General features: G+C 73.0%; 18 protein-coding genes and 1 pseudogene. 12 read left to right on the top strand and 7 right to left on the bottom strand.

The features are described from left to right. Nucleotides 1–9 precede the first annotated feature (9 nt). Entirely contained in the window at nt 10–378 is a 369-nt protein-coding gene (locus tag BN2279_RS02145; protein WP_059005964.1) for a tetratricopeptide repeat protein, read from the bottom strand. A 157-nt stretch (nt 379–535) separates the two neighbouring features. Between BN2279_RS02145 and BN2279_RS02140 the strand changes: the two are divergent. The 4 genes and pseudogenes from BN2279_RS02140 to BN2279_RS02125 all read left to right on the top strand — a co-directional run bounded on the left by BN2279_RS02140 (nt 536) and on the right by BN2279_RS02125 (nt 6,304). Next, nucleotides 536–2,058: pseudogene (locus BN2279_RS02140) on the top strand (MFS transporter). 237 nt (nt 2,059–2,295) lie between these two features. Then, nucleotides 2,296–3,474, top strand: a complete 1,179-nt coding sequence (locus BN2279_RS02135; RefSeq protein ID WP_324612805.1) for an ATP-grasp domain-containing protein — start codon at nt 2,296–2,298, stop codon at nt 3,472–3,474. A gap of 417 nt (nt 3,475–3,891) precedes the next feature. Next, complete coding sequence (locus tag BN2279_RS02130) at nt 3,892–5,118, top strand: cytochrome P450 (RefSeq protein WP_059005963.1); 1,227 nt, start codon at nt 3,892–3,894, stop codon at nt 5,116–5,118. A 76-nt stretch (nt 5,119–5,194) separates the two neighbouring features. Further along, complete coding sequence (locus tag BN2279_RS02125) at nt 5,195–6,304, top strand: type III polyketide synthase (protein ID WP_059005962.1); 1,110 nt, start codon at nt 5,195–5,197, stop codon at nt 6,302–6,304. Between the two features lie 17 nt (nt 6,305–6,321). Here BN2279_RS02125 and BN2279_RS02120 read toward each other — a convergent pair whose 3' ends face one another. After that, the gene (locus BN2279_RS02120) at nt 6,322–6,834 is read right to left on the bottom strand and encodes an NUDIX domain-containing protein (protein WP_059006014.1); all 513 of its coding nucleotides are present in this window, start codon (nt 6,832–6,834) and stop codon (nt 6,322–6,324) included. Between the two features lie 216 nt (nt 6,835–7,050). On the opposite strand from BN2279_RS02120, the gene BN2279_RS02115 reads away from it, so the two are divergent. Continuing rightward, entirely contained in the window at nt 7,051–7,482 is a 432-nt protein-coding gene (locus BN2279_RS02115; protein WP_059005961.1) for an HIT family protein, read from the top strand. On the opposite strand, the gene BN2279_RS02110 is transcribed toward BN2279_RS02115, so the two are convergent. Next, on the bottom strand, nt 7,454–8,533 hold the full coding sequence (locus tag BN2279_RS02110; RefSeq protein ID WP_059005960.1) for an ATP-dependent DNA ligase: 1,080 nt from the start codon (nt 8,531–8,533) through the stop codon (nt 7,454–7,456). The genes BN2279_RS02115 and BN2279_RS02110 overlap by 29 nt on opposite strands. Nucleotides 8,534–8,610: 77 nt before the next feature. Here BN2279_RS02110 and ligD point away from each other — a divergent pair, with 77 nt between their 5' ends. After that, complete coding sequence (ligD, locus tag BN2279_RS02105; protein ID WP_059005959.1) at nt 8,611–9,678, top strand: non-homologous end-joining DNA ligase; 1,068 nt, start codon at nt 8,611–8,613, stop codon at nt 9,676–9,678. Here ligD and rho read toward each other — a convergent pair. The 3 genes from rho to BN2279_RS02090 form a co-directional block, all read right to left on the bottom strand. Then, a complete protein-coding gene (gene rho / locus BN2279_RS02100) occupies nt 9,653–10,768 on the bottom strand; it encodes a transcription termination factor Rho (RefSeq protein WP_059005958.1) in 1,116 nt (371 codons plus the stop codon). The two genes, ligD and rho, sit on opposite strands and share 26 nt — an antisense overlap. Nucleotides 10,769–11,022: 254 nt before the next feature. After that, the gene (locus BN2279_RS02095; RefSeq protein ID WP_059005957.1) at nt 11,023–11,841 is read right to left on the bottom strand and encodes an SAM-dependent methyltransferase; all 819 of its coding nucleotides are present in this window, start codon (nt 11,839–11,841) and stop codon (nt 11,023–11,025) included. A gap of 36 nt (nt 11,842–11,877) precedes the next feature. Beyond that, on the bottom strand, nt 11,878–13,035 hold the full coding sequence (locus BN2279_RS02090; protein WP_059005956.1) for an 8-amino-7-oxononanoate synthase: 1,158 nt from the start codon (nt 13,033–13,035) through the stop codon (nt 11,878–11,880). Between the two features lie 150 nt (nt 13,036–13,185). Between BN2279_RS02090 and bioB the strand changes: the two genes are divergently transcribed. The 6 genes from bioB (at nt 13,186) to BN2279_RS02060 (ending at nt 17,686) form a co-directional block, all read left to right on the top strand. Beyond that, entirely contained in the window at nt 13,186–14,250 is a 1,065-nt protein-coding gene (bioB, locus tag BN2279_RS02085; RefSeq protein WP_059005955.1) for a biotin synthase BioB, read from the top strand. Beyond that, entirely contained in the window at nt 14,243–15,556 is a 1,314-nt protein-coding gene (locus BN2279_RS02080) for an adenosylmethionine--8-amino-7-oxononanoate transaminase (RefSeq protein ID WP_059005954.1), read from the top strand. The genes bioB and BN2279_RS02080 overlap by 8 nt, the downstream gene beginning before the upstream one ends. Before the next feature lie 44 nt (nt 15,557–15,600). Next, entirely contained in the window at nt 15,601–16,320 is a 720-nt protein-coding gene (gene bioD / locus BN2279_RS02075; RefSeq protein WP_234347287.1) for a dethiobiotin synthase, read from the top strand. Between the two features lie 52 nt (nt 16,321–16,372). After that, nucleotides 16,373–16,570: a hypothetical protein gene (locus BN2279_RS02070; RefSeq protein ID WP_059005953.1), complete on the top strand. Its 198-nt coding sequence runs from the start codon at nt 16,373–16,375 to the stop codon at nt 16,568–16,570. A gap of 19 nt (nt 16,571–16,589) precedes the next feature. Beyond that, nucleotides 16,590–17,249, top strand: coding sequence for an HhH-GDP family DNA glycosylase (locus tag BN2279_RS02065; RefSeq protein ID WP_059005952.1), 660 nt, complete (start codon nt 16,590–16,592; stop codon nt 17,247–17,249). A gap of 80 nt (nt 17,250–17,329) precedes the next feature. Beyond that, nucleotides 17,330–17,686: a DUF3140 domain-containing protein gene (locus tag BN2279_RS02060; RefSeq protein WP_059005951.1), complete on the top strand. Its 357-nt coding sequence runs from the start codon at nt 17,330–17,332 to the stop codon at nt 17,684–17,686. 96 nt (nt 17,687–17,782) lie between these two features. Here BN2279_RS02060 and BN2279_RS02055 read toward each other — a convergent pair whose 3' ends face one another. Beyond that, complete coding sequence (locus BN2279_RS02055) at nt 17,783–18,943, bottom strand: MBL fold metallo-hydrolase (protein ID WP_059006012.1); 1,161 nt, start codon at nt 18,941–18,943, stop codon at nt 17,783–17,785. Between the last annotated feature and the right edge of the window lie 145 nt (nt 18,944–19,088).

The following is a 19,088-nucleotide window of genomic DNA, read 5'->3' as shown; positions in this document are numbered from 1 at the left end:
CCCGCCCGCTCAGGGGGTTTCTTCGAAACGGGCCGCGGCCAGGTAGTCCGGGCGCGGGTCGAGGGCGGCGGCCAGCCGGAAGTGGCGGGTGGCCTCGGCGTCACGGCCCGCGCGTTCCAGGGTGCGGGCCAGGGCGAAGTGGGCGAACGCGTTGTCGGGCTCCCGCTCCACGACGAGCTGGAACTCCAGCTCGGCGGAGCGGAGCTGGGCGGCGAGGAAGAAGGCGCGGGCGCGGAGCAGCCGGGCGGCGGTGTTCTCCGGGTGCGCGGTGATCAGCGGGTCGAGCAGCTTCAGCGCGCCGCGCGGATCGCGGGCCTGGAGGAGCTGTTCGGCGGCGCGATAGGCGATGACATGGGTTTCCGGTGTGGCTTCGGGCACGGGCCCTCCTTGCGAGCAGGTCGAGGCGTCGGCACGTGTTCCAGGGTGGGCCCAACACCGGGGCCGAGGCCAGTATTCCCCCGTGTTCCGCCACGGATTTCCCGCCCGGCCCCGGGGCCGCCCGGCCGCGGGCGGCGCCCGGGTGTGACCATGAGGCATGGCTGATTCCGGGACGACGACACGCGCGCACCGGCGGGTGGTGCTCGCGATCTGCTGCATGAGCCTGCTGATGGTCAGCCTGGACGTGACCGCGCTGAACGTGGCCCTGCCCTCGCTCCGGCAGGAGCTGGGCGCGGACGTGGCGGGCCTCCAGTGGACGATCGACGTCTACACGGTGGTGCTGGCGTCGTTCCTGATGCTCTCCGGCTCCATGGCGGACCGGATCGGCCGGCGACGCGTCTTCAGGTCCGGGCTCCTCGTCTTCACCGTGTGCTCGGTGCTGTGCGCCCTCGCGCCGGGCCTGGGCTGGCTGATCGCCTTCCGCGCGGTCCAGGCGCTGGGCGGCTCCATGCTGAACCCCGTGGCGATGTCGATCATCAGGAACACCTTCGACGACCCCAGGGAGCTGGCCCGCGCGATCGGCGCCTGGGGCGCGGTGCTGGGCATCTCCATGTCGGTCGGCCCCGTGGTGGGCGGGGCGCTGGTGCACTCCTTCGGGTGGCGCGCCATCTTCTGGCTCAACCTCCCGGTCGGCCTGGCCGCGTTGCTGCTGACCGCGCGCTATGTGCCGGAGTCCCGCGCGCCCCGGCCGCGCCGGATCGACCCGGTGGGGCAGGTGCTGGTGATCGTGCTGCTGGGCTCGCTGACGTTCGGCATCATCGAGAGCGGCGGGACCGGCTGGGGCTCGCCCGCCACGCTGGTCTCCGGCGCCGTCGCCCTGGGCGCGCTGGCGGGCCTGCTGGTGTACGAACCGCGCCGCGAGGACCCGCTGCTGGAGCTGCGGTTCTTCCGGAGCGTGCCGTTCAGCGGCGCGTTCGCCTGCGCCATCGCGGCGTTCGCGGCGCTGGGCGGCTTCCTCTTCCTGAACACGCTGTATCTCCAGGACGAGCGCGGTCTGTCCGCGCTCCACGCCGGGCTGTTCCTGCTGCCGATGGCGGCGGCGACCCTCGTCTTCTCGCCGCTCTCCGGCTACCTCGTGGGCCGCCACGGCGCCCGGGCGCCGATGCTGCTCGCGGGCGCCGCCATCGCCGTCAGCGGCGTCCTGCTGACCGGACTGGAGCCGGACACCCCGGCGCCGCTGCTGTTCGCCGCGTACCTGGCGTTCGGCGCTGGGTTCGGCCTGGTCAACGCCCCGATCACGAACACCGCCGTCACCGGCATGCCGGCGTCGCGGGCCGGTGTCGCCGCCGGGATCGCGTCCACCGGGCGGCAGGTCGGCTCCTATACACATCTGACGCTGCCGACGGAGGGGGGAGGCGGAGGTAATGGTGGCACCGTCTCCACTAACAAACACTACACATTACCAATGGAATAGCACGACTCGAACTGGATCTTGCATCACGTCATGAACAACAATGATTGGGCTGGTGGGTGATCGCCGGCTGCGGCGCGGTCGTGCTGCTGCTGGGCGTCGCGACGACCGGCCGGCGCGCCCTGGCGACGGCGGCGCGCGCGGCGCGGACTCCGGCGGGCGGGCCGCGGGAGGGGCGGAGGCGGACCGCAGGCCCGACCCGTCGATAACGCGCCAACGTCCGTCCGCGCCGGTCCCCGGCCGCCCCCGGAACGCCCGCACCGGCAGCCTCCGGCGGCCCCCGGCGTCACGCCGGGAGACCGGCCGCGGCGCTCCCCCGTAACGCGCGTATCGCCGCCGCCCGAAAGGGAGTTCGGGCGCGTGACCGAATGAGGGGACGTCCCGTCCCGGTGAGAAACATCACCGTCACGCCGAGGGGCTATGATCCGCTTCACACATGATCATGCATGGCCCGGCGACCGTGGTATATGGCGTGGGCACTTCCCGCCTGCCCGATCCCCGACGGCGTACGTGACGACACGTGTGTTGGCATCGATGATGAGGGGAGCGTCGCGATAGCACTACGTATTTGGCTCAGCAGCGCCGGGGCAGCCACGACTCAGGTGATGCGGATGTTGCGCGACAACCCTGATGGCGCCCACGTCCGCCTCTACGGCACGAACGTGGACCCCGCCGCGCCCGCACTGGCGGCATGCGATGTGGGAGAGGTCGAGCCCCATCGCGTCGGCAACGACGACTACGCCGCCTTCGCGCTCGATTTCTGCCGCAGGCACGGAATCGACGTGCTCGTCCCTCCCAGGAGGCTCGACGCCCTGGCCGCGCACGCCGACGCGTTCGCCGCCCTGGGCACCCGGCTGATGTGCTCCTCGCCCATGGCGGTCGACGTGCTCACGAGCAAGAGCCGCACCTACGAGGCGGCCCGCGCCATCGGCGTGCCCGTGCCCGAGTGGCGCGTGGTGTCCGACGCCGACGGACTGCGCGCGGCGGTGGAGGAACTCTCCAGGACCGGCGACACCGTCTGCATCAAACCCGCCGGCGAGTACTCGGCCTTCGGGTTCCGCATCCTGGACGACAGCCCTCTCAGCATGAGGGACCTGCTCGCCCCGGCCCGGCCGCTGGTCTCCGTCGACGCCGTGGCCGCGGCGCTGAAACGGGCGGCGGACGAGGAGGAGAACGTCCCGCAGTTCATCGTCATGCCCTATCTCGAAGGGCCCGAGGTGAGCGTGGACTGCCTCTCCACCCCCCAGGGGACGCTGCTGGCCGGCATATCCCGGGCCAAACAGGGCCGTTACCGGCTGCTGCTGGACGATCCCGCCTTCACCGCGATCGCGGAACGGCTGGTCGGCCACTTCCGGCTGGCCTACCTCTCCAACGTCCAGTTGCGCCACCGCAACGGGGAGCCGGTGCTGCTGGAGGCCAACCCCCGGCCCTCGGCCGGCATCTTCCAGACCGCGTTCACCGGGGTCAACCTGCCCTGGGCGGCCGTGCGTCTGCTGCTGACCGGCGACCCGGGGCCCCTGACCCCGCTGCGCCTCGGCGGGCGGGTGGCGGTCACCGAGACCGTCACCGAGGTCGCCGCCGGCCTGGACGCCGGGGCCCTCGCGGCGGCGGGGGAACTGGTCTAGGACCCGGTCCGAAGTGACCTACGAGGCGGGCGCCGGCCACCGGACGCCCGCCTCCTTCCGTCCGGCACCGTCGAGTGCCGCGCCGCCGTCACCTGGCCGGGAGCCGGGAGCCGGGTTTGACATTCCCGTGTACGCGCCCCGGAACCGGGCAGCCGAACACCCGTACCGGCTCCCCGCGATGCCCCCACCGCCGCGGTGACGCGCCCTCACGCCTCCCGTGGGCCGCCCGCTTCCCGCCCCCGGAGCCGCGCCCGGAAGCCGCTCGGCCCATGCCGCAGGCATATCCAGATCATCATCCTGTGCTCAATACTTCACATCCGGAAAGAAGCTTTGGGGAATGCTTCCACGAAAGGGTTAATTTCGTGCGCATACGCATGGGACTGGCAACCACCGGGGACGACTCTTGAGTCCAGGAGGATGACCGATTGGAGTACTGGGGTGGGAACCTCCGACGCCGTACGGGCTTGCCCGTTCGATTTCGCTGAAGGCATCGAATTCGATCCGTTGCTCAGGCAACTAATGACCGAGGAACCGATCAGCCGCATCACGATGGCCTACGGCCAGGGTGAGGCGTGGCTGGTCACCAGGTTCGACGACATCAGGACCGTGACGACCGACCGGCGCTTCAGCCGGGCGGCGGTGGCCGGGCGTGACTTCCCGCGCATGACGCCGGAACCGATCGTCCAGACCGAGTCCATCAACCTGCTGGACCCGCCGGAGAGCAGCCGGCTGCGGCGCCTGGTCTCCCAGGCGTTCACCGCACCCCGCGTCGAGGCGATGAAGCCGGCGACGCAGCGCATCGTGGACGCTCTGCTCGACGAGATGGCGGACCACGGCCCGCCCGCGGACCTGGTCAAGCACCTGTCCGCACGGCTGCCCCTGACCACCATCTGCGAGGTCCTCGACATTCCGGAGACCGACCGACCGGAGTTGCGGCGCCGCGCGATGGAGATGATGACCATCGGGGCGGCGACCCGCGAGACGGCCGCCGAGGCCAAGGCCGAGCTCAGGGCCTACTTCGCGGACCTCACCCAGGCCCGCCGGCAGAACCCGGGGGAGGACCTGATCAGCTCCCTGGCCACCGCCAGGGACGGCGACGAGATCCTCGGCGCCGACGAGCTGACCGTCATGGCGATGGTGCTGCTCATGACCGGGCACGACACCAGCACGTACCAGCTCAGCAACATCACGTACACCATGCTCACGCATCCCGATCAGCTCGCGAAGGTGCGGGCCAGGCCGGAGATGCTTCCGCAGGCGCTGGAAGAGCTGCTGCGTTTCATCCCGTTCCGCAAGGGCGTCGGCATCCCGCGCATCGCGACGGAGGATGTCGAGCTCAGCGGAGTGACCATCAAGGCGGGCGACACGGTGCACGTGTCGTACCTCGCCGCGAACCGGGACCCGCAGCGCTACGACCGGCCCGACGAGCTCGACTTCGACCGGCCCGCGCAGCCGAGCATGACCTTCGGGTGGGGTGCGCACCACTGCGTCGGCTCTCCGCTGGCCATCATGGAGATCGAGCTGGCCATCGGGACCCTGCTCAGGCGGTTCCCGAACCTGGAGCTGGCCGTCCCGGTCGAGGAAGTGCGCTGGAACACCGAGTCCATCTGGCGTTACCCGTATGAGCTCCCGGTCTCTTGGTGACCGGGTTTAACACTGAGACAGCCATCGATGCCGGGGCGCACTCCATGGGGAGTGCCCACGGTCAGGGGAGGGGATCATGGCAACGCTGTGCCGACCGTCTATCGCGGTCCCGGAGAATGTGCTCACCAACGAGGAAACCCTGGAGCTGGCGCGCACCATGCACGCCGACCACCCGCAGCTCCGTCTCGCGCTGCGTCTGATCGAGAACACCGGGGTCATGACCCGGCACCTCGTCCAGCCGATCGAGGAGACGCTGAAGCACCCGGGTTTCGAAACCCGCAACAAGGTCTACGAGGCTGAGGCCAAGCGCCGCGTCCCCCCCGTCGTCTACGGGGCCCTGGACAACGCCGGCGTGACCGTCGAGGACATCGACCTCATCGTGTACGTCTCGTGCACCGGGTTCATGATGCCCTCGCTGACGGCCTGGCTGATCAACACCCTGGGGTTCAAGCCCGAGACCAGGCAGTTGCCGATCGCCCAGCTCGGCTGCGCGGCCGGTGGCGCGGCGATCAACCGCGCGCACGACTTCTGCCTGGCCTACCCGGACTCCAACGTGTTGATCGTGGCCTGCGAGTTCTGCTCGCTGTGCTACCAGCCGACGGACCTGGGCGTGGGGAACCTGCTGTCCAACGGTCTCTTCGGGGACGCCGTGGCCGCCGCCGTTGTGCGCGGTCAGGGCGGCACCGGGATGGCCCTGGAGCGGAACGCCTCGCACCTGGTGCCGGACACCGAGGACTGGATCTCCTACGCGGTGCGGGACACGGGCTTCCACTTCCAGCTCGACAAGCGGGTCCCGACGACCATGAAGATGCTGGCCCCGGCGCTGCGCACGCTCGCCACCCAGCACAACTGGGACGTGTCGGGCCTGGACTTCCACATCGTGCACGCCGGCGGTCCCCGGATTCTCGACGACCTGTGCTACTTCCTCAACGTCGACCCGGAGATGTTCCGCTTCAGCAGGGCCACGCTCACCGAACGCGGGAACATCGCGAGCTGCGTGGTCTTCGACGCCCTCGACCGCCTCTTCGAAGCCGGCGGTGTCGCCGACGGCTCCAAGGGGCTGATCGCGGGCTTCGGCCCCGGTATCACCGCCGAGATGGCCCTCGGCCGGTGGGTCTCCGAGAGCCCGACCCTGGGCGAGGAGACCTCGGAGCGCAGGAGCGAGCAGCAGGCCGGCGTGGCCTGACGACCCGGATCCGCGGGTCAGCGGCGGGCGAAGTAGGCCGACACCACCCCGGTGTGGGTGGGGAAGGCCAGTTCCGTCGGCTCCCGTAGAACCAGCCACTCGGTGGCCTCGGCGGTGGCGGAGGAAGCCGGCAGGGAGCGCGCGTCCCTGGCCTGCAGCAGGGCGAAGAGGTTCAGCGTCCGGTCCGCGCTCAGTACGTCGAAGAGCGTGGCCTCCGCCGCCGTCGCGGTCAGTCCGGTCTCCTCCCGGAGCTCCCGGACGGCGGCCTGCTGCCAGGTCTCACCGAGTTCCATGTAGCCGCCGGGCAGGGCGAGTTCACCACGGCACGGCTCGATGTCGCGCCGTACCACGACGAGTCCTCGCCCGGCGGTGTCGTCGAACACCGGAAGCAGGGCCACCGCGACGGGCAGCGGGTTGGCCCACTGCGTCTCGCCGCAGCCGGGGCAGTCCCTGGGCCATCCCCGGAGGGCGGCGTAGCCGGTGCCGCAGTACGGGCAGTGTTTGACAGTACGGCCGTATGTGTACGCCATCGGCAGCTCGCACCCCACCATTCTCGTCGACCCGGCCTGCGAGCTTATCGAAAGGCCGCGCGAGGGCGTGACCGGCTCAGGGCCCGCGGCCGGCGCCGCCGAGGGCGGCCGGCGCCTGGCCGGAGCCGGCGGACCGCGTGGCGGGGCGCCGGGACGAACTCTCCCGTACCCGTGCCGTGACGCGTCCTGGCGGTGCTCCGGCGGTTGACTGGGGGCGTGGACTGTCTCTTCTGCGCGATCGCGGCCGGTGACGCCCCGGCCCACCGGGTGCTGGTGGACGAGCGGGCGGTGGCGTTCCTCGACACCAGGCCGCTGTTCCCCGGCCATGTGCTGGTGGTGCCCCGGGCGCACGCCGGGACGCTGACGGAGCTGCCCGGGCCGGACGTGGGCCCGTTCTTCCTGCGGGTGCGGCGGGGCGCGGCGGCCGTGGAGAGCGCTCTGGGGGCGGACGGGTCGTTCGTGGCCATGAACAACCGGGTCAGCCAGTCGGTGCCGCATCTCCACGCGCATGTGGTGCCCCGGCGGCGCAAGGACGGGCTGCGCGGCTTCTTCTGGCCCCGCACCCGCTACGCCGACGACGCCGAGGCCGCGGCGGTGGCGGCCCGGCTCCGGGCGGCCGTCAGCGCCGGTGACGGTGACCCGGGGTGAGGACCTCGTCCAGGTCGTACCGGACCGGCTCCTCCAACTGCGCGTAGGTGCAGTCCTCCGGAGTCCGGTCGGGCCGCCAGCGGCGGAAGCGCGCGGTGTGCCGGAAGCGGTCGCCCTGCATGTGGTCGTAGGCGACCTCGCAGACCCGTTCCGGGCGCAGCGGCACCCAGGACAGGTCCTTGCCGCCGGCCCAGCGGCTGGGCCCGCCCGGCATCCGGCTGTCCGCGTGCGCCTCCTCGCGTCCCCAGTCGGCCCACGGGTGGCCCGCCACGCCGTCCATCACCAGGGGTTCCAGCTCCGCCATCAGCTCCTGCCGCCGTTTCATGGGGAAGGCCGCGCAGACACCGACGTGCTGGAGGCGCCCGGACGCGTCACGCAGGCCCAGCAGCAGCGAGCCCACGACGGGGCCCGACTTGTGGTGGCGCAGTCCGGCGACGACGCAGGCGGCGGTCCGCTCGTGCTTGACCTTGACCATCGCGCGCTCGTCCGGGCGGTAGGGCAGGTCGAGGGGTTTGGCGGCGACGCCGTCGAGTCCGGCGCCCTCGAACCGCTCGTACCAGTCCTGCGCGACCGCGAGATCGCGGGTGGCGGGGGCGACGAAGAGCGGGGCCCGGGCGTCGGCGAGGGCGGTGGTGAGGGCGGCGCGGCGCTCGCGCAGCGGTGTGTCCAGCAGGGAGTCGTCGCCGAGGGCGAGCAGGTCGAAGGCGACGAAGCTCGCGGGGGTCCGCTCGGCGAGCTGCCGGACCCGCGAGGCGGCGGGGTGGATGCGTTCCAGCAGGGCGTCGAAGTCGAGCCGGCCGCCGGTGGCGATGACGATCTCGCCGTCCACGACGCACCGCGCGGGCAGGTGGGCGCGCAGGCCGTCGGCCAGCTCGGGGAAGTACCGGGTGAGGGGCTTGGTGGTGCGGCTGCCGATCTCGATCTCGTCGCCGTCGCGGAAGACGACGGCCCGGAAGCCGTCCCATTTGGCTTCGTAGTGCATGCCGGCGGGGATGCGTGCCTGCGGCTTGGCGAGCATCGGTTTGACGGGCGGCATCACCGGGAGGTCCATGTCCCGGATTCTGGGCGCGGGCCCCGCGCGGCGCCCGCCGGCGGGCGCGTTCGGGTGCGGCGGCCTACGGTGGCGTCATGGCCGGTGCTGACAAGAGCCGCGCGGGCGACGGGAAGCGTGCGCTGGAGCTCACCGTGGGTGGGCGGACGGTGCGGCTGTCGAGTCCCGACAAGGTGTACTTTCCGGAGCGCGGCTTCACCAAGCTGGACGTCGCCCGGTACTACCTCGCGGTGGGCGAGGGCGCGGTGCGGGCGCTGCGCGACCGGCCGACGACGCTGGAACGGTTCCCGGAGGGCGTGACCGGCGAGTCGTTCTTCCAGAAGCGGGCGCCGAAGAACCTGCCGGAGTGGATCCCCACCGGGCGGATCGCGTTCCCCAGCGGGCGGTACGCCGACGAGATCTGTCCGACCGAGCCGGCGGCGGTGGTGTGGGCGGCGAATCTGGGCTGTCTGACGTTCCACCCCTGGCCGGTGCGGCGCGACGACACCGATCACCCGGACGAGCTGCGGATCGACCTCGATCCGCAGCCGGGGACGGGGTACGCCGACGCGGTGCGGGCGGCGATCGAGCTGCGGGAGCTGCTGGAGGAGCTGGGCCTGCGCGGCTGGCCGAAGACGTCCGGCGGGCGCGGGCTGCACGTCTTCGTGCCGATCGTGCCCGAGTGGACGTTCCCGCAGGTGCGGCGGGCGGCGATCGCGATCGGCCGGGAGCTGGAGCGCCGGGCGCCGGAGCGGATCACCACCTCGTGGTGGAAGGAGGAGCGGGGGGCGAAGATCTTCGTGGACTACAACCAGATGGCCCGGGACCGGACGATCGCCAGCGCGTACTCGGTCCGGCCGCGCCCGAGGGCGCCGGTGTCGGCGCCGCTGCGGTGGGAGGAGGTGCCCGACGCCGTGCCCGAGGACTTCGACCTGGCGACGATGCCGGGCCGGTTCGCGGACGTGGGCGACGTGCACGCGGAGATGGCGGACCATCCCTGCCGGCTGGAGGCGGTGCTGGAGCTGGCGGAACGGGACGAACGCGAGCACGGCCTGGGCGACCTGCCCTACCCGCCGGACCATCCCAAGGCGGCCGGTGAGCCAACGCGGGTCCAGCCGAGCCGGGCGAAGCGCCCGAAGGCTACACCGGAGCCGCCCGCTGGCTGACGCGGGTGAGGAACTCGGCGTTGCTGCCGGTCTGCCGCATCCGCTCCAGCAGCATCTCGGCTGCCTGCCGGGGGTCCCGGTCGCCCAGGGCATGGCGGAGCCGGTGCACGAGGGCGAGTTCGGCGGGCGCGAAGAGGAACTCCTCGCGCCGGGTGCCGGAAGGGTCGATGTCGATGGCGGGGAAGACCCGGCGGTCGGCGAGCGTGCGGTCCAGGCGCAGCTCCATGTTGCCGGTGCCCTTCAGCTCCTCGAAGTAGAAGTCGTCGGCGCGCGAGCCGGTGTCGACCAGGGCGGTGGCGAGGATGGTGAGCGAGCCGCCGTCCTCGACGGCGCGCGCCGCGCCGAACAGGCGCTTGGGCGGGTGCAGCGCTGCGGCGTCGATGCCGCCGGTCAGGACGCGCCCGGTGGAGCGGCCGGTGGTGTTGTGGGCGCGGCACAGCCGGGTGAGGGAGTCGAGGAGGATCACCACGTCACGGCCGGCCTCGACCAGGCGCTTGGCGCGTTCGACGGCGAGGGCGGCGGCGGTGGTGTGCTCCACGGCCGGGTGGTCGAAGTGCGAGGCGATGACCTCGGCGTCCACCGAGCGGCTCAAGTCGGTGACTTCCTCGGGGCGTTCGTCCAGAAGCACCAGCATCAGGTGGCACTCGGGGTGGTTGCGGGTGATGCCCTCGGCGATGGCGCGCAGGATGGTGGTCTTGCCCGTCTTGGGGGGCGCGACGATCAGGCCGCGCTGTCCCTTGCCGATGGGGGTCAGCAAGTCCATGAGGCGGGTGACGAGTTGGTGGGGCGTCGTCTCCAGGCGCAGCCTGCGGTTGGGGTGGATGGGCACGAGGTCGGCGAAGTCGGGGCGGCCCGCGGCCCGTTCGGGTGCCATGCCGTTGAGGGTGTCGAGCCGGTCCAGGCCGCGCCGGTCGCCGGCGCCCTCGATGTGGTCGCCCCGGCGCAGCCCGTACCGGCGCACCAGGGCGGGGGACAGCGGGATGTCGCGCGGCCCGGGGAGATAGCCGTCGCGGCGGAGATGGGCCTTGCCGCCGACGACATCGACGATGCCGGTGACGGATTCGGCCAGGTGGTCTGCGGTGGACGTCATACGTGGTCCTCGGCGTGGGAGGGAAAGGATGGGCACAGCGGGAACAGCGGGGAACAGCGGGAAAGGGATTGAGGAAAGGCTCGGACCGGGCCGTGCCGTGGAGCGGCTCGGCGCGGACGGGCTCTTCCGGGTGTGAGAACGCACCGGGAGGCCGGTGGAAGGGAACTGGCACGGACGCCGCGCTGAGGGGGCGTTCAGACGTGCTGTGACCGACTATACACCCGGGGATTGGCGGCCGGGAGGCCGACGGGAGTTCAGGGCTTGCGCGCAACGCCGCCGATTTGGCCGAGGTCGTGGCGGCGCCCGGCGGCGGGAGCGACGTCCGGGCGCCAGCGCTGCACCGGGACGACGCCGGGCTCCACCGGTTCGAGGCCCTCGAAGTACCCGGCGATCTGTTCCGGGGTCCGCAGGTGGTACGGGAGCGCGCCGGACTCGTTGTAGGCGCGCTGGGCGCGGTTGTACGTCTCGTCGATGTCGGCGCCCTCGTTGAGCGACAGGTGGCTGCCGGGGGGCAGCCCGGCCATCAGCCGCCGGACCAGGGCGCGGGACTCCTCGTAGTCGGCGACATGGCCCAGGATGCCGCTGAGGACCAGCCCGACCGGCCGCGACAGGTCCAGGGTGCGGCCGGCGCGGGCGAGGATGTCCTCCGGCTCGTACAGGTCGCCCTGGAGGTAGTCGGTGACGCCTTCCGGCGTCGAGGTCAGCAGCGCGTGCGCGTGCATCAGCACCAGCGGGTCGTTGTCGACGTAGACGACGCGGGACTGCGGCGCGACGCGCTGCGCGATCTGGTGGGTGTTGTCCGCGGTGGGCAGGCCGGTGCCGACGTCGAGGTACTGCCGGATGCCCGCCCCGGCGGCCAGGTGGCGCACGGACCGGGCCAGGAACGCCCGGGAGGCGCGGGCGATGTCCACGATGCCGGGGAACGTCTCCCGGTACCGGTCGCCGGCCACGCGGTCGACCTCGTAGTTGTCGGTGCCGCCGAGCCAGTAGTTCCAGATCCGGGCCGAGTGCGGCACCGAGGTGTCGATCTTGGACACCGACTCCGGGCGGTCGGCGGGCGCGTCATCGGTCACGGGCCCACGGTAACCGCGGCGGGGCGGGCCCGCCCGTCAGTGCCGCCCCGGGGCCCGCGCGGGGATCACCTCCACCGCCCGGTCGATGTCGGTGTCGGTGAGGGCGGCGCGGGCGGTCAGCCGGAGCCGGGAGACGCCGTCGGGCACGGACGGCGGGCGGAAGCAGCCGACCGCGACCCCGGCGTCCCCGCAGCGGGCCGCCCAGCGCAGCGCGGCGTCCGGCGAGGGCGCGAGCACCGACACCACGGCGGCGTCGGGGCGGGCGGCGGCCAGCCCGGCCGCCGTGAGCCGGCGGTGCAGTTCGGTCGCCACGTCCCGGACGCGCGGGGCCCGCGCGGGCTCGCGACGCAGCAGCCGCAGGGCGGCCAGCGCGCCGCCGGCGGCGGCGGGGGCGAGCCCGGTGTCGAAGATGAAGGTGCGCGCGGCGTTCAGCAGGTGCTCGACGACCCGGGCGGGCCCGAGCACGGCGCCGCCCTGGCTGCCCAGTGACTTCGACAGGGTGACGGTGGCCACGACGTCCGGCGCGCCCGCGAGTCCGGCGGCGGCCACGGCGCCGCGCCCGCCGTCGCCGAGCACGCCGAAGCCGTGCGCGTCGTCGACGACGAGCGCCGCGCCCGCGTCGCGGCAGACGGTGGCGAGCGCGGCCAGCGGGGCGGCGTCGCCGTCGACGGAGAAGACGGAGTCGGTGACCGCCAGGGCACGCCCGGGGTGCCCGTCGAGGGCCTTGCGGAACGCCTCCGGGTCGGCGTGCGGGACGACGGAGACCTCGGCCCGGGCCAGGCGGCAGCCGTCGATGAGGGAGGCGTGGTTGGCGGCGTCGGAGACGATCAGGGAGCCCCGGCCGCTGAGCGCCGTGAGCGCGGCCAGGTTGGCGGCGTACCCGGAGGCGAACACCAGGGCCGCCTCGAAGCCGGTGAACGCGGCCAGCTCCGCCTCCAGTTCGGCGTGGAGCGCGGTGCTGCCGGTGACCAGGCGGGAACCGGTGGCGCCGGCTCCCCAGCGCCGGGCGGCGTCCGCGGCGGCGGCTGTCACCTCCGGGTGGCGGGTCAGGCCCAGGTAGTCGTTACCGGCCAGATCCAGGGACGCCGCGTCGGCCGGTCTCGGCCGTACCTCGCGCACCAGCCCGGCGCGCAGGCGCGCGTCGCGGGCGGAATCCAGCCAGTCGAAAACCCGGCCGTACGTTTCGTCGCGCACCGGTGACCGCCCTCCGTCAGTTGTGGGTTACGCATAAAACGTAGTGCCCGTCGAGTCCTGGGAGCATGTGGTGATAGACACACGTCCCAGAAGCGCTCTTGTAGCTTTCCTCCTTGGACCCGCCGGGGCGCATACGTCAGGATCGGCGCCATGGACCTGTTGAACGCCCTGGTGGACAAGGGCCTCCGCCGCGAAGTGCCCACCCGCGAGGAAGCGCTGGCCGTGCTGGCGACCTCCGACGACGAACTCCTCGACGTGGTCGCGGCGGCCGGCAAGGTCCGCCGCCAGTGGTTCGGGCGGCGGGTGAAGCTCAACTACCTGGTCAACCTCAAGTCCGGGCTGTGCCCCGAGGACTGCTTCTACTGCTCGCAGCGGCTCGGCTCCCAGGCCGACGTGCTCAAGTACACGTGGCTGAAGCCGCAGGAGGCCGCCGACGCGGCCAGCGCCGGTGTCGCGGGCGGCGCCAAGCGCGTCTGCCTGGTGGCCAGCGGACGCGGCCCGACCGACCGTGACGTGGACCGGGTCTCGGAGACGATCTCCGCGATCCGCGAGCGGCACGGGGACGTCGAGGTGTGCGCCTGTCTCGGCCTGCTCTCCGAGGGCCAGGCCGAGCGCCTGAAGGAGGCCGGCGCCGACGCGTACAACCACAACCTCAACACCTCCGAGGCGACGTACGGCGACATCTGCACCACGCACGAGTTCGCCGACCGGGTCTCGACCGTCAAGCAGGCGCAGGCGGCCGGGCTGTCGGCGTGCTCCGGCCTGATCGCGGGCATGGGCGAGACCGACGAGGACCTGGTGGACGTCGCCTTCGCGCTGCGCGAGCTGGACCCGGACTCGGTGCCGGTCAACTTCCTGATCCCGTTCGAGGGCACCCCGCTCGGCAAGGAGTGGAACCTCACCCCGCAGCGGGCGCTGCGCATCCTGGCGATGGTCCGTTTCGTCTGCCCGGACTCCGAGGTCCGGCTCGCGGGCGGGCGCGAGCAGCACCTGCGGACCCTTCAGCCGCTGGCGCTGCACCTGGTCAACTCGATCTTCCTGGGCGACTACCTGACCAGCGAGGGCCAGGCCGGGCAGGCCGACCTGGCCATGATCGCGGACGCCGGTTTCGAGGTGGAGGGCGCCGAGACCACGACGCTGCCCGAGCACCGCAGGGAGGAACTGGTCGCGGTCCGCCGCCGGGGAACGGGCACGGAACTGCCGCCCAATGCCTGATCCGCACGCGAAGCTCTCGGCGGACGACCTGCTGGCCCTGGACCGGGAACACGTCTGGCACCCGTACGGTCCGATGCCCGGCCGGCAGGAGCCGCTGCTGGTGGAGTCGGCCTCGGGCGTGCGCCTGCGGCTGGCCGAGCCGGCGTGGGGCCGCCGGGAGCTGGTGGACGGGATGGCGTCGTGGTGGTCGGCCCTCCACGGCTACAACCATCCCGTCCTCAACGCGGCGGCCCGGGACCAGCTCGACCGGATGAGCCACGTGATGTTCGGCGGGCTGACGCACGAGCCGGGGGTGCGGCTGGCCAAGCGGCTGGTGGACATCACGCCCGGGCCGCTGGAGCACGTGTTCCTCGCCGACTCCGGCTCGGTGTCGGTCGAGGTCGCGATCAAGATGTGCCTCCAGTACTGGCGCTCGCTCGGCCGGCCGGCCAAGCGGCGGCTGCTGACCTGGCGCGGCGGCTACCACGGCGACACCTGGCACCCCATGTCGGTGTGCGACCCGGACGGCGGGATGCACTCCCTGTGGTCCGGCGCGCTGCCCCGCCAGGTGTTCGCGGACGCCCCGCCGGCCGGCTTCGACGCGGAGCCGGACGAGGCGTACGAGCGTCATCTGCGGGATCTGGTCGCGCGGCACGCGGACGAGCTGGCCGCGGTGATCGTGGAGCCCGTGGTGCAGAACGCGGGCGGGATGCGGTTCCACGCGCCGGGCTATCTGCGGATCCTGCGCGAGGCGTGCGACGAGCACGACGTGCTGCTGGTGTTCGACGAGATCGCCACCGGCTTCGGCCGCACGGGCACGCTGTTCGCGGCGGAGCACGCCGGGGTGACGCCGGACGTGATGTGCGTCGGGAAGGCCATGACCGGCGGCTACCTGACGATGGCCGCCGTCCTGTGCACGCCGCGGGTGGCGGCCGGGATCTCCCAAGGCGAGGTGCCGGTGCTGGCGCGCGGGCCGACGTTCATGGGCAACCCGCTGGCCGCCGCCGTCGCGGACGCCTCGATCGGGCTGCTGCTGGCCGGGGACTGGGCGGGCGAGGTGGCCCGTGTCTCGGCCGGGCTGCGGGCCGGGCTGGCCCCGGCGGCGGGGCTGCCGGGCGTGCGGGAGGTGCGGGTGCTGGGCGCGATCGGCGTGATCCAGCTCGACCACCCGGTGGACATGGCGGCGGCCACTCGGGCGGCGGTCGGCGAGGGCGTGTGGCTGCGCCCGTTCAACGACCTGATCTACACCATGCCGCCGTATGTCACGGGCGACGAGGACGTGGCCCTGATCTGCGCGGCGGCGTGCGCGGCGGCGCGGGTGGCCTGAGCGCGGGTTCGAGCGAGGGTTCGAGCGAGGGAGAGGCGGAGGACGTGCGGGAGGACGACAGACCGGCCGGGGAGATCCTGGTCGTGTCGGGCACGGGCACGGAGATCGGCAAGACCGTGGTGACGGCGGCCGTCGCCTCGGTGGCGCTCGCCGCGGGCCGTTCGGTCGCGGTGCTCAAGCCGGCCCAGACCGGTGTGGCGCCCGGCGAGCCCGGCGACGCGGCCGAGGTGGCGCGGCTGGCCGGGGCGGCGGTGACCACCGCCGAGCTGGCCCGTTTCCCCGAGCCGCTGGCCCCGGCCACGGCCGCCCGCCGGTCCGGGCTGCCGCCGGTCCGTCCGGCCGAGGTCGCCAAGGCGGCCGAGGACCTGGCGAGCCGTCACGATCTGGTGCTGGTGGAGGGCGCGGGCGGGCTGCTCGTGCGGTACGACGACGAGACCGGCGCGACGCTGGCCGACGCCGCGCGCCTGCTCGCCGCGCCGGTCCTGGTCGTCGCCCCGGCCGGTCTCGGCACCCTCAACGCCACGGCCCTGACCGCCGAGGCGCTGCGCGCCCGCGGCCTGGACTGCCCCCGCGTGGTCATCGGGAGCTGGCCGGCCGACCCCGACCTGGCCTCGCTGTGCAACCTGGCCGACCTGCCGTCGGCGGCCGGCGCCCCGCTCCTCGGCCGCGTCCCGGCCGGCGCCCCGGCGCTGCCGCCCGGGGAGTTCCGCGCCCGCGCCGCTGCCTGGCTGGCCCCGGCGCTGGGCGGCCACTTCGCGGGATAGCGGCTGTTTCGCGGGAGGGGCGTGGGGAACCCGGGGCGCGAGGTGATCAGACATGCCTGAACCGGGCAGCAAGAAGTACGACATCCACCGTGCCCACCGCCGCAAGGACGCCGAGCGCCAGGGCGTTCCCGATCAGCACGCCAACGACGAGGCGAACGCCGACCTCCAGCGGGACCCGAAGTGGCGGTCGCGCGGCCCGCGCACCGAACGCGGGCGGGGGGCCAAGAGCGAACGGCCGGGAACCGACTGAGGGGGTGGCGGGAAGCATCATGGCGCGATCGGGCACGACGAACACGGGCGAGAAACGGGAGAGGACCGCGCGGGCCCTGCTGGACCGGTGCGGGCGGACGTACGCCGAGCAGGCGGACATCCGGCTGCGGAACACTCCGGGGCCGCTGTATCAGGTGCTGGTCCTGTCCCACCTGCTCTCCGCGCGCATCCGGGCGGATGTCGCGGTCGCCGCGGCGCGGGCGTTGTTCGACGCCGGGATGCGGGACCCGAAGCGGATGGCCGAGGCCACCTGGCAGCAGCGTGTCGACGCGCTGGGCGCGGGCCACTACCGGCGCTACGACGAGCGGACGGCCACCCAGTTGGGGCAGGGCGCCGAGCTGGTGCTGCGCGAGTACGGCGGCGACCTGCGTCGGCTGCGCGGCCCGGGGGCGCCGGACCGGCTGCGCGAGTTCCCCGGGATCGGCGCGATGGGCGTGGACATCTTCCTGCGGGAGACGCAGGCCGTGTGGCCCGAGTACGCGCCCTACATCGACCCGAAGGCGCAGGACGGCGCCGAACGGATCGGGCTGCCGCGTTCGCCGGGAACGCTGGGCGGCCTGGTGCCGGAGGACCAGGTGACCCGGCTGACGGCGGGGCTGGTGCGGGTGGCCCTGGACAAGAAGCTCGCCCGGGACGTGCGGGAGATGGCGAGCCGCTGAGTGACCGACCGCCCCGGCGTTTGCCCCGCGCGGACGGGGGGACTCGGCGGGGGCAGGACGAGCAATGCGGGAGGCGCGTGATGGCCGACACCGAAGCGTTCGAGATCGACGCGCTGTGGGCGGAGTTCCACACCGCGGTGAACATGACGTCCCAGGAGCTGGCCGCCTGGCTGCGGACGAGCGGCGCGGGCGAGGAGAGCGAACAGCCGCCCGAGCGGGCGGGCAGTGAGCGGGGCCGCGGCGTGCTGGCGATCCTGCGCAAGCGGCAGATGGACCTCACCGACGCCGACATCGGCCTGATGCATGACGTGGTGGACACGGTGCGCGCCGAAAGGACCGCGGGCCCGCGCGATGAGGGGCCCGAGGCCGCCTGGCGCCACCGGCTGATGAGCCTGGGGCACGATCCGCTGCGGTCGGAGCGCGACGGCCTCGCGTGACGCGGGAAGCCCCACCGACCCGCCGCCCCGCCCGGACCTCCAGGCGGGCGGGGCGGCGTGCCTCGAGCTTCGACGCGCCTCAGCCTTCGACGCGCTTCAGCCGTCGGCGGGGCGGGCGATCGGGGCCGGGCCGGGCGTGCGGCCCGCGGGCGCCGGACGCGCCGCGACGGCCTGCCACCACGAGTCGAGCGGAAGCCCCACGGCGGGCTCGAACGACTCCCCCGGCCTGGGCACGGCGACCGTCACGTTCTCGTGCTTGGCCCGGCTGACGGTCCGCTCGGCGGGCTCCTCCCACGGATGGGGCGCCAGATTGAACGTGCCCCAGTGGATGGGCAGCATGACACCGAGCGGGGTGCCGCCGGAGAGGTCGACGTGCGCTCGCACGCCCTCTTCCGGCGTCATGTGGATGTCCGGCCAGTACTCACTGCTGTAGGCGCCGATCTGGATCATCGTGGCGTCGAACGGGCCGAGCCGCTCGCCGGTCTCCGCGAAGCCCGGGAAGTACCCCGTGTCGCCGCTGTGATAGATCCGGTGCGCCGGCCCGGCGACCGACCAGGACGCCCACAGCGTCTGGAAGCGGTCGCGCAGGCCCCGGCCGCAGAAGTGCTGCCCGGGGGTGGCGGTCAGGGTCAGCTCCCCCACCCGGGCCGACTCCCACCAGTCCAGCTCCGCGATGCGCCCGGCGGGCACGCCCCAGCGCTCCAGGTGCGCGCCGACGCCCAGCGGCACGGCGAACAGCGCCTCGCTCGCGATCAGGCGGCGGATCGTCGGCATGTCGAGGTGGTCGTAGTGATCGTGCGAGATGACGACGACGTCCAGCCGGCCCAGCTCGTCGAGCGCCGCCGGGACGGGGTGGAAGCGCCGGGGCCCGGCGAAGGAGAACGGCGAGCAGCGCTCGCTCCACACCGGATCGAACAACACCCGGTGCCCGTCCACCTCGGCCAGCACGGTGGCGTGCCCGAGCCAGGTGAGCCGCAGACCGGACTCCGGCGCGGACGCCGGGTCGAGGGCGGCGGGGCGGACGAGGGGCAGCGCGGTCCCGGGCGACCTGCGCAGCCGGTCCTCGCGCCGCAGCATGGCGCGGAGCATCGGCAGCATCTCGCGCGGGGTCGCCATGTGGACCGGGCGGTCGTTGCGGAAGGCTCCGTCGCGGTACTGCGGCGAACGCAGGACGCGGGCCAGACGGTCGCCTTCGGGGCGGGCGCCGAAGGAGGCGGGGCGCAGCCCGGCGAACGGGGAGCTGGCTCTTTTACACATCTCCGAGCCCACGAGACCGGCAGCAATCTCGTATGCCGTCTTCTGCTTGTCTAAAAAAATACCACCAGCTACACAGGCCTCATGCTTTCTTCTCCATCTCTCTTTCTGCAGTATGCCTATGCTGTGTAGTCTCTCATTGGTGACT

Source organism: Streptomyces specialis, from assembly GCF_001493375.1.
Lineage (GTDB): Bacteria > Actinomycetota > Actinomycetes > Streptomycetales > Streptomycetaceae > Streptomyces > Streptomyces specialis.
Note: the sequence above shows the minus strand (reverse complement) of the source record. Positions and strands in the feature narration are given on the sequence as shown.

Coding starts and splice junctions, on each gene's coding strand:
- BN2279_RS02135 (WP_324612805.1), top strand. CDS start 2,296: ATGGCCCGGCGACCGTGGTATATGGCGTGGGCACTTCCCGCCTGCCCG.
- BN2279_RS02130 (WP_059005963.1), top strand. CDS start 3,892: ATGACCGATTGGAGTACTGGGGTGGGAACCTCCGACGCCGTACGGGCT.
- BN2279_RS02125 (WP_059005962.1), top strand. CDS start 5,195: ATGGCAACGCTGTGCCGACCGTCTATCGCGGTCCCGGAGAATGTGCTC.
- BN2279_RS02120 (WP_059006014.1), bottom strand. CDS start 6,834: ATGGCGTACACATACGGCCGTACTGTCAAACACTGCCCGTACTGCGGC.
- BN2279_RS02110 (WP_059005960.1), bottom strand. CDS start 8,533: ATGGACCTCCCGGTGATGCCGCCCGTCAAACCGATGCTCGCCAAGCCG.
- ligD (WP_059005959.1), top strand. CDS start 8,611: ATGGCCGGTGCTGACAAGAGCCGCGCGGGCGACGGGAAGCGTGCGCTG.
- rho (WP_059005958.1), bottom strand. CDS start 10,768: ATGACGTCCACCGCAGACCACCTGGCCGAATCCGTCACCGGCATCGTC.
- bioB (WP_059005955.1), top strand. CDS start 13,186: ATGGACCTGTTGAACGCCCTGGTGGACAAGGGCCTCCGCCGCGAAGTG.
- BN2279_RS02080 (WP_059005954.1), top strand. CDS start 14,243: ATGCCTGATCCGCACGCGAAGCTCTCGGCGGACGACCTGCTGGCCCTG.
- BN2279_RS02070 (WP_059005953.1), top strand. CDS start 16,373: ATGCCTGAACCGGGCAGCAAGAAGTACGACATCCACCGTGCCCACCGC.
- BN2279_RS02065 (WP_059005952.1), top strand. CDS start 16,590: ATGGCGCGATCGGGCACGACGAACACGGGCGAGAAACGGGAGAGGACC.
- BN2279_RS02060 (WP_059005951.1), top strand. CDS start 17,330: ATGGCCGACACCGAAGCGTTCGAGATCGACGCGCTGTGGGCGGAGTTC.
- BN2279_RS02055 (WP_059006012.1), bottom strand. CDS start 18,943: ATGTGTAAAAGAGCCAGCTCCCCGTTCGCCGGGCTGCGCCCCGCCTCC.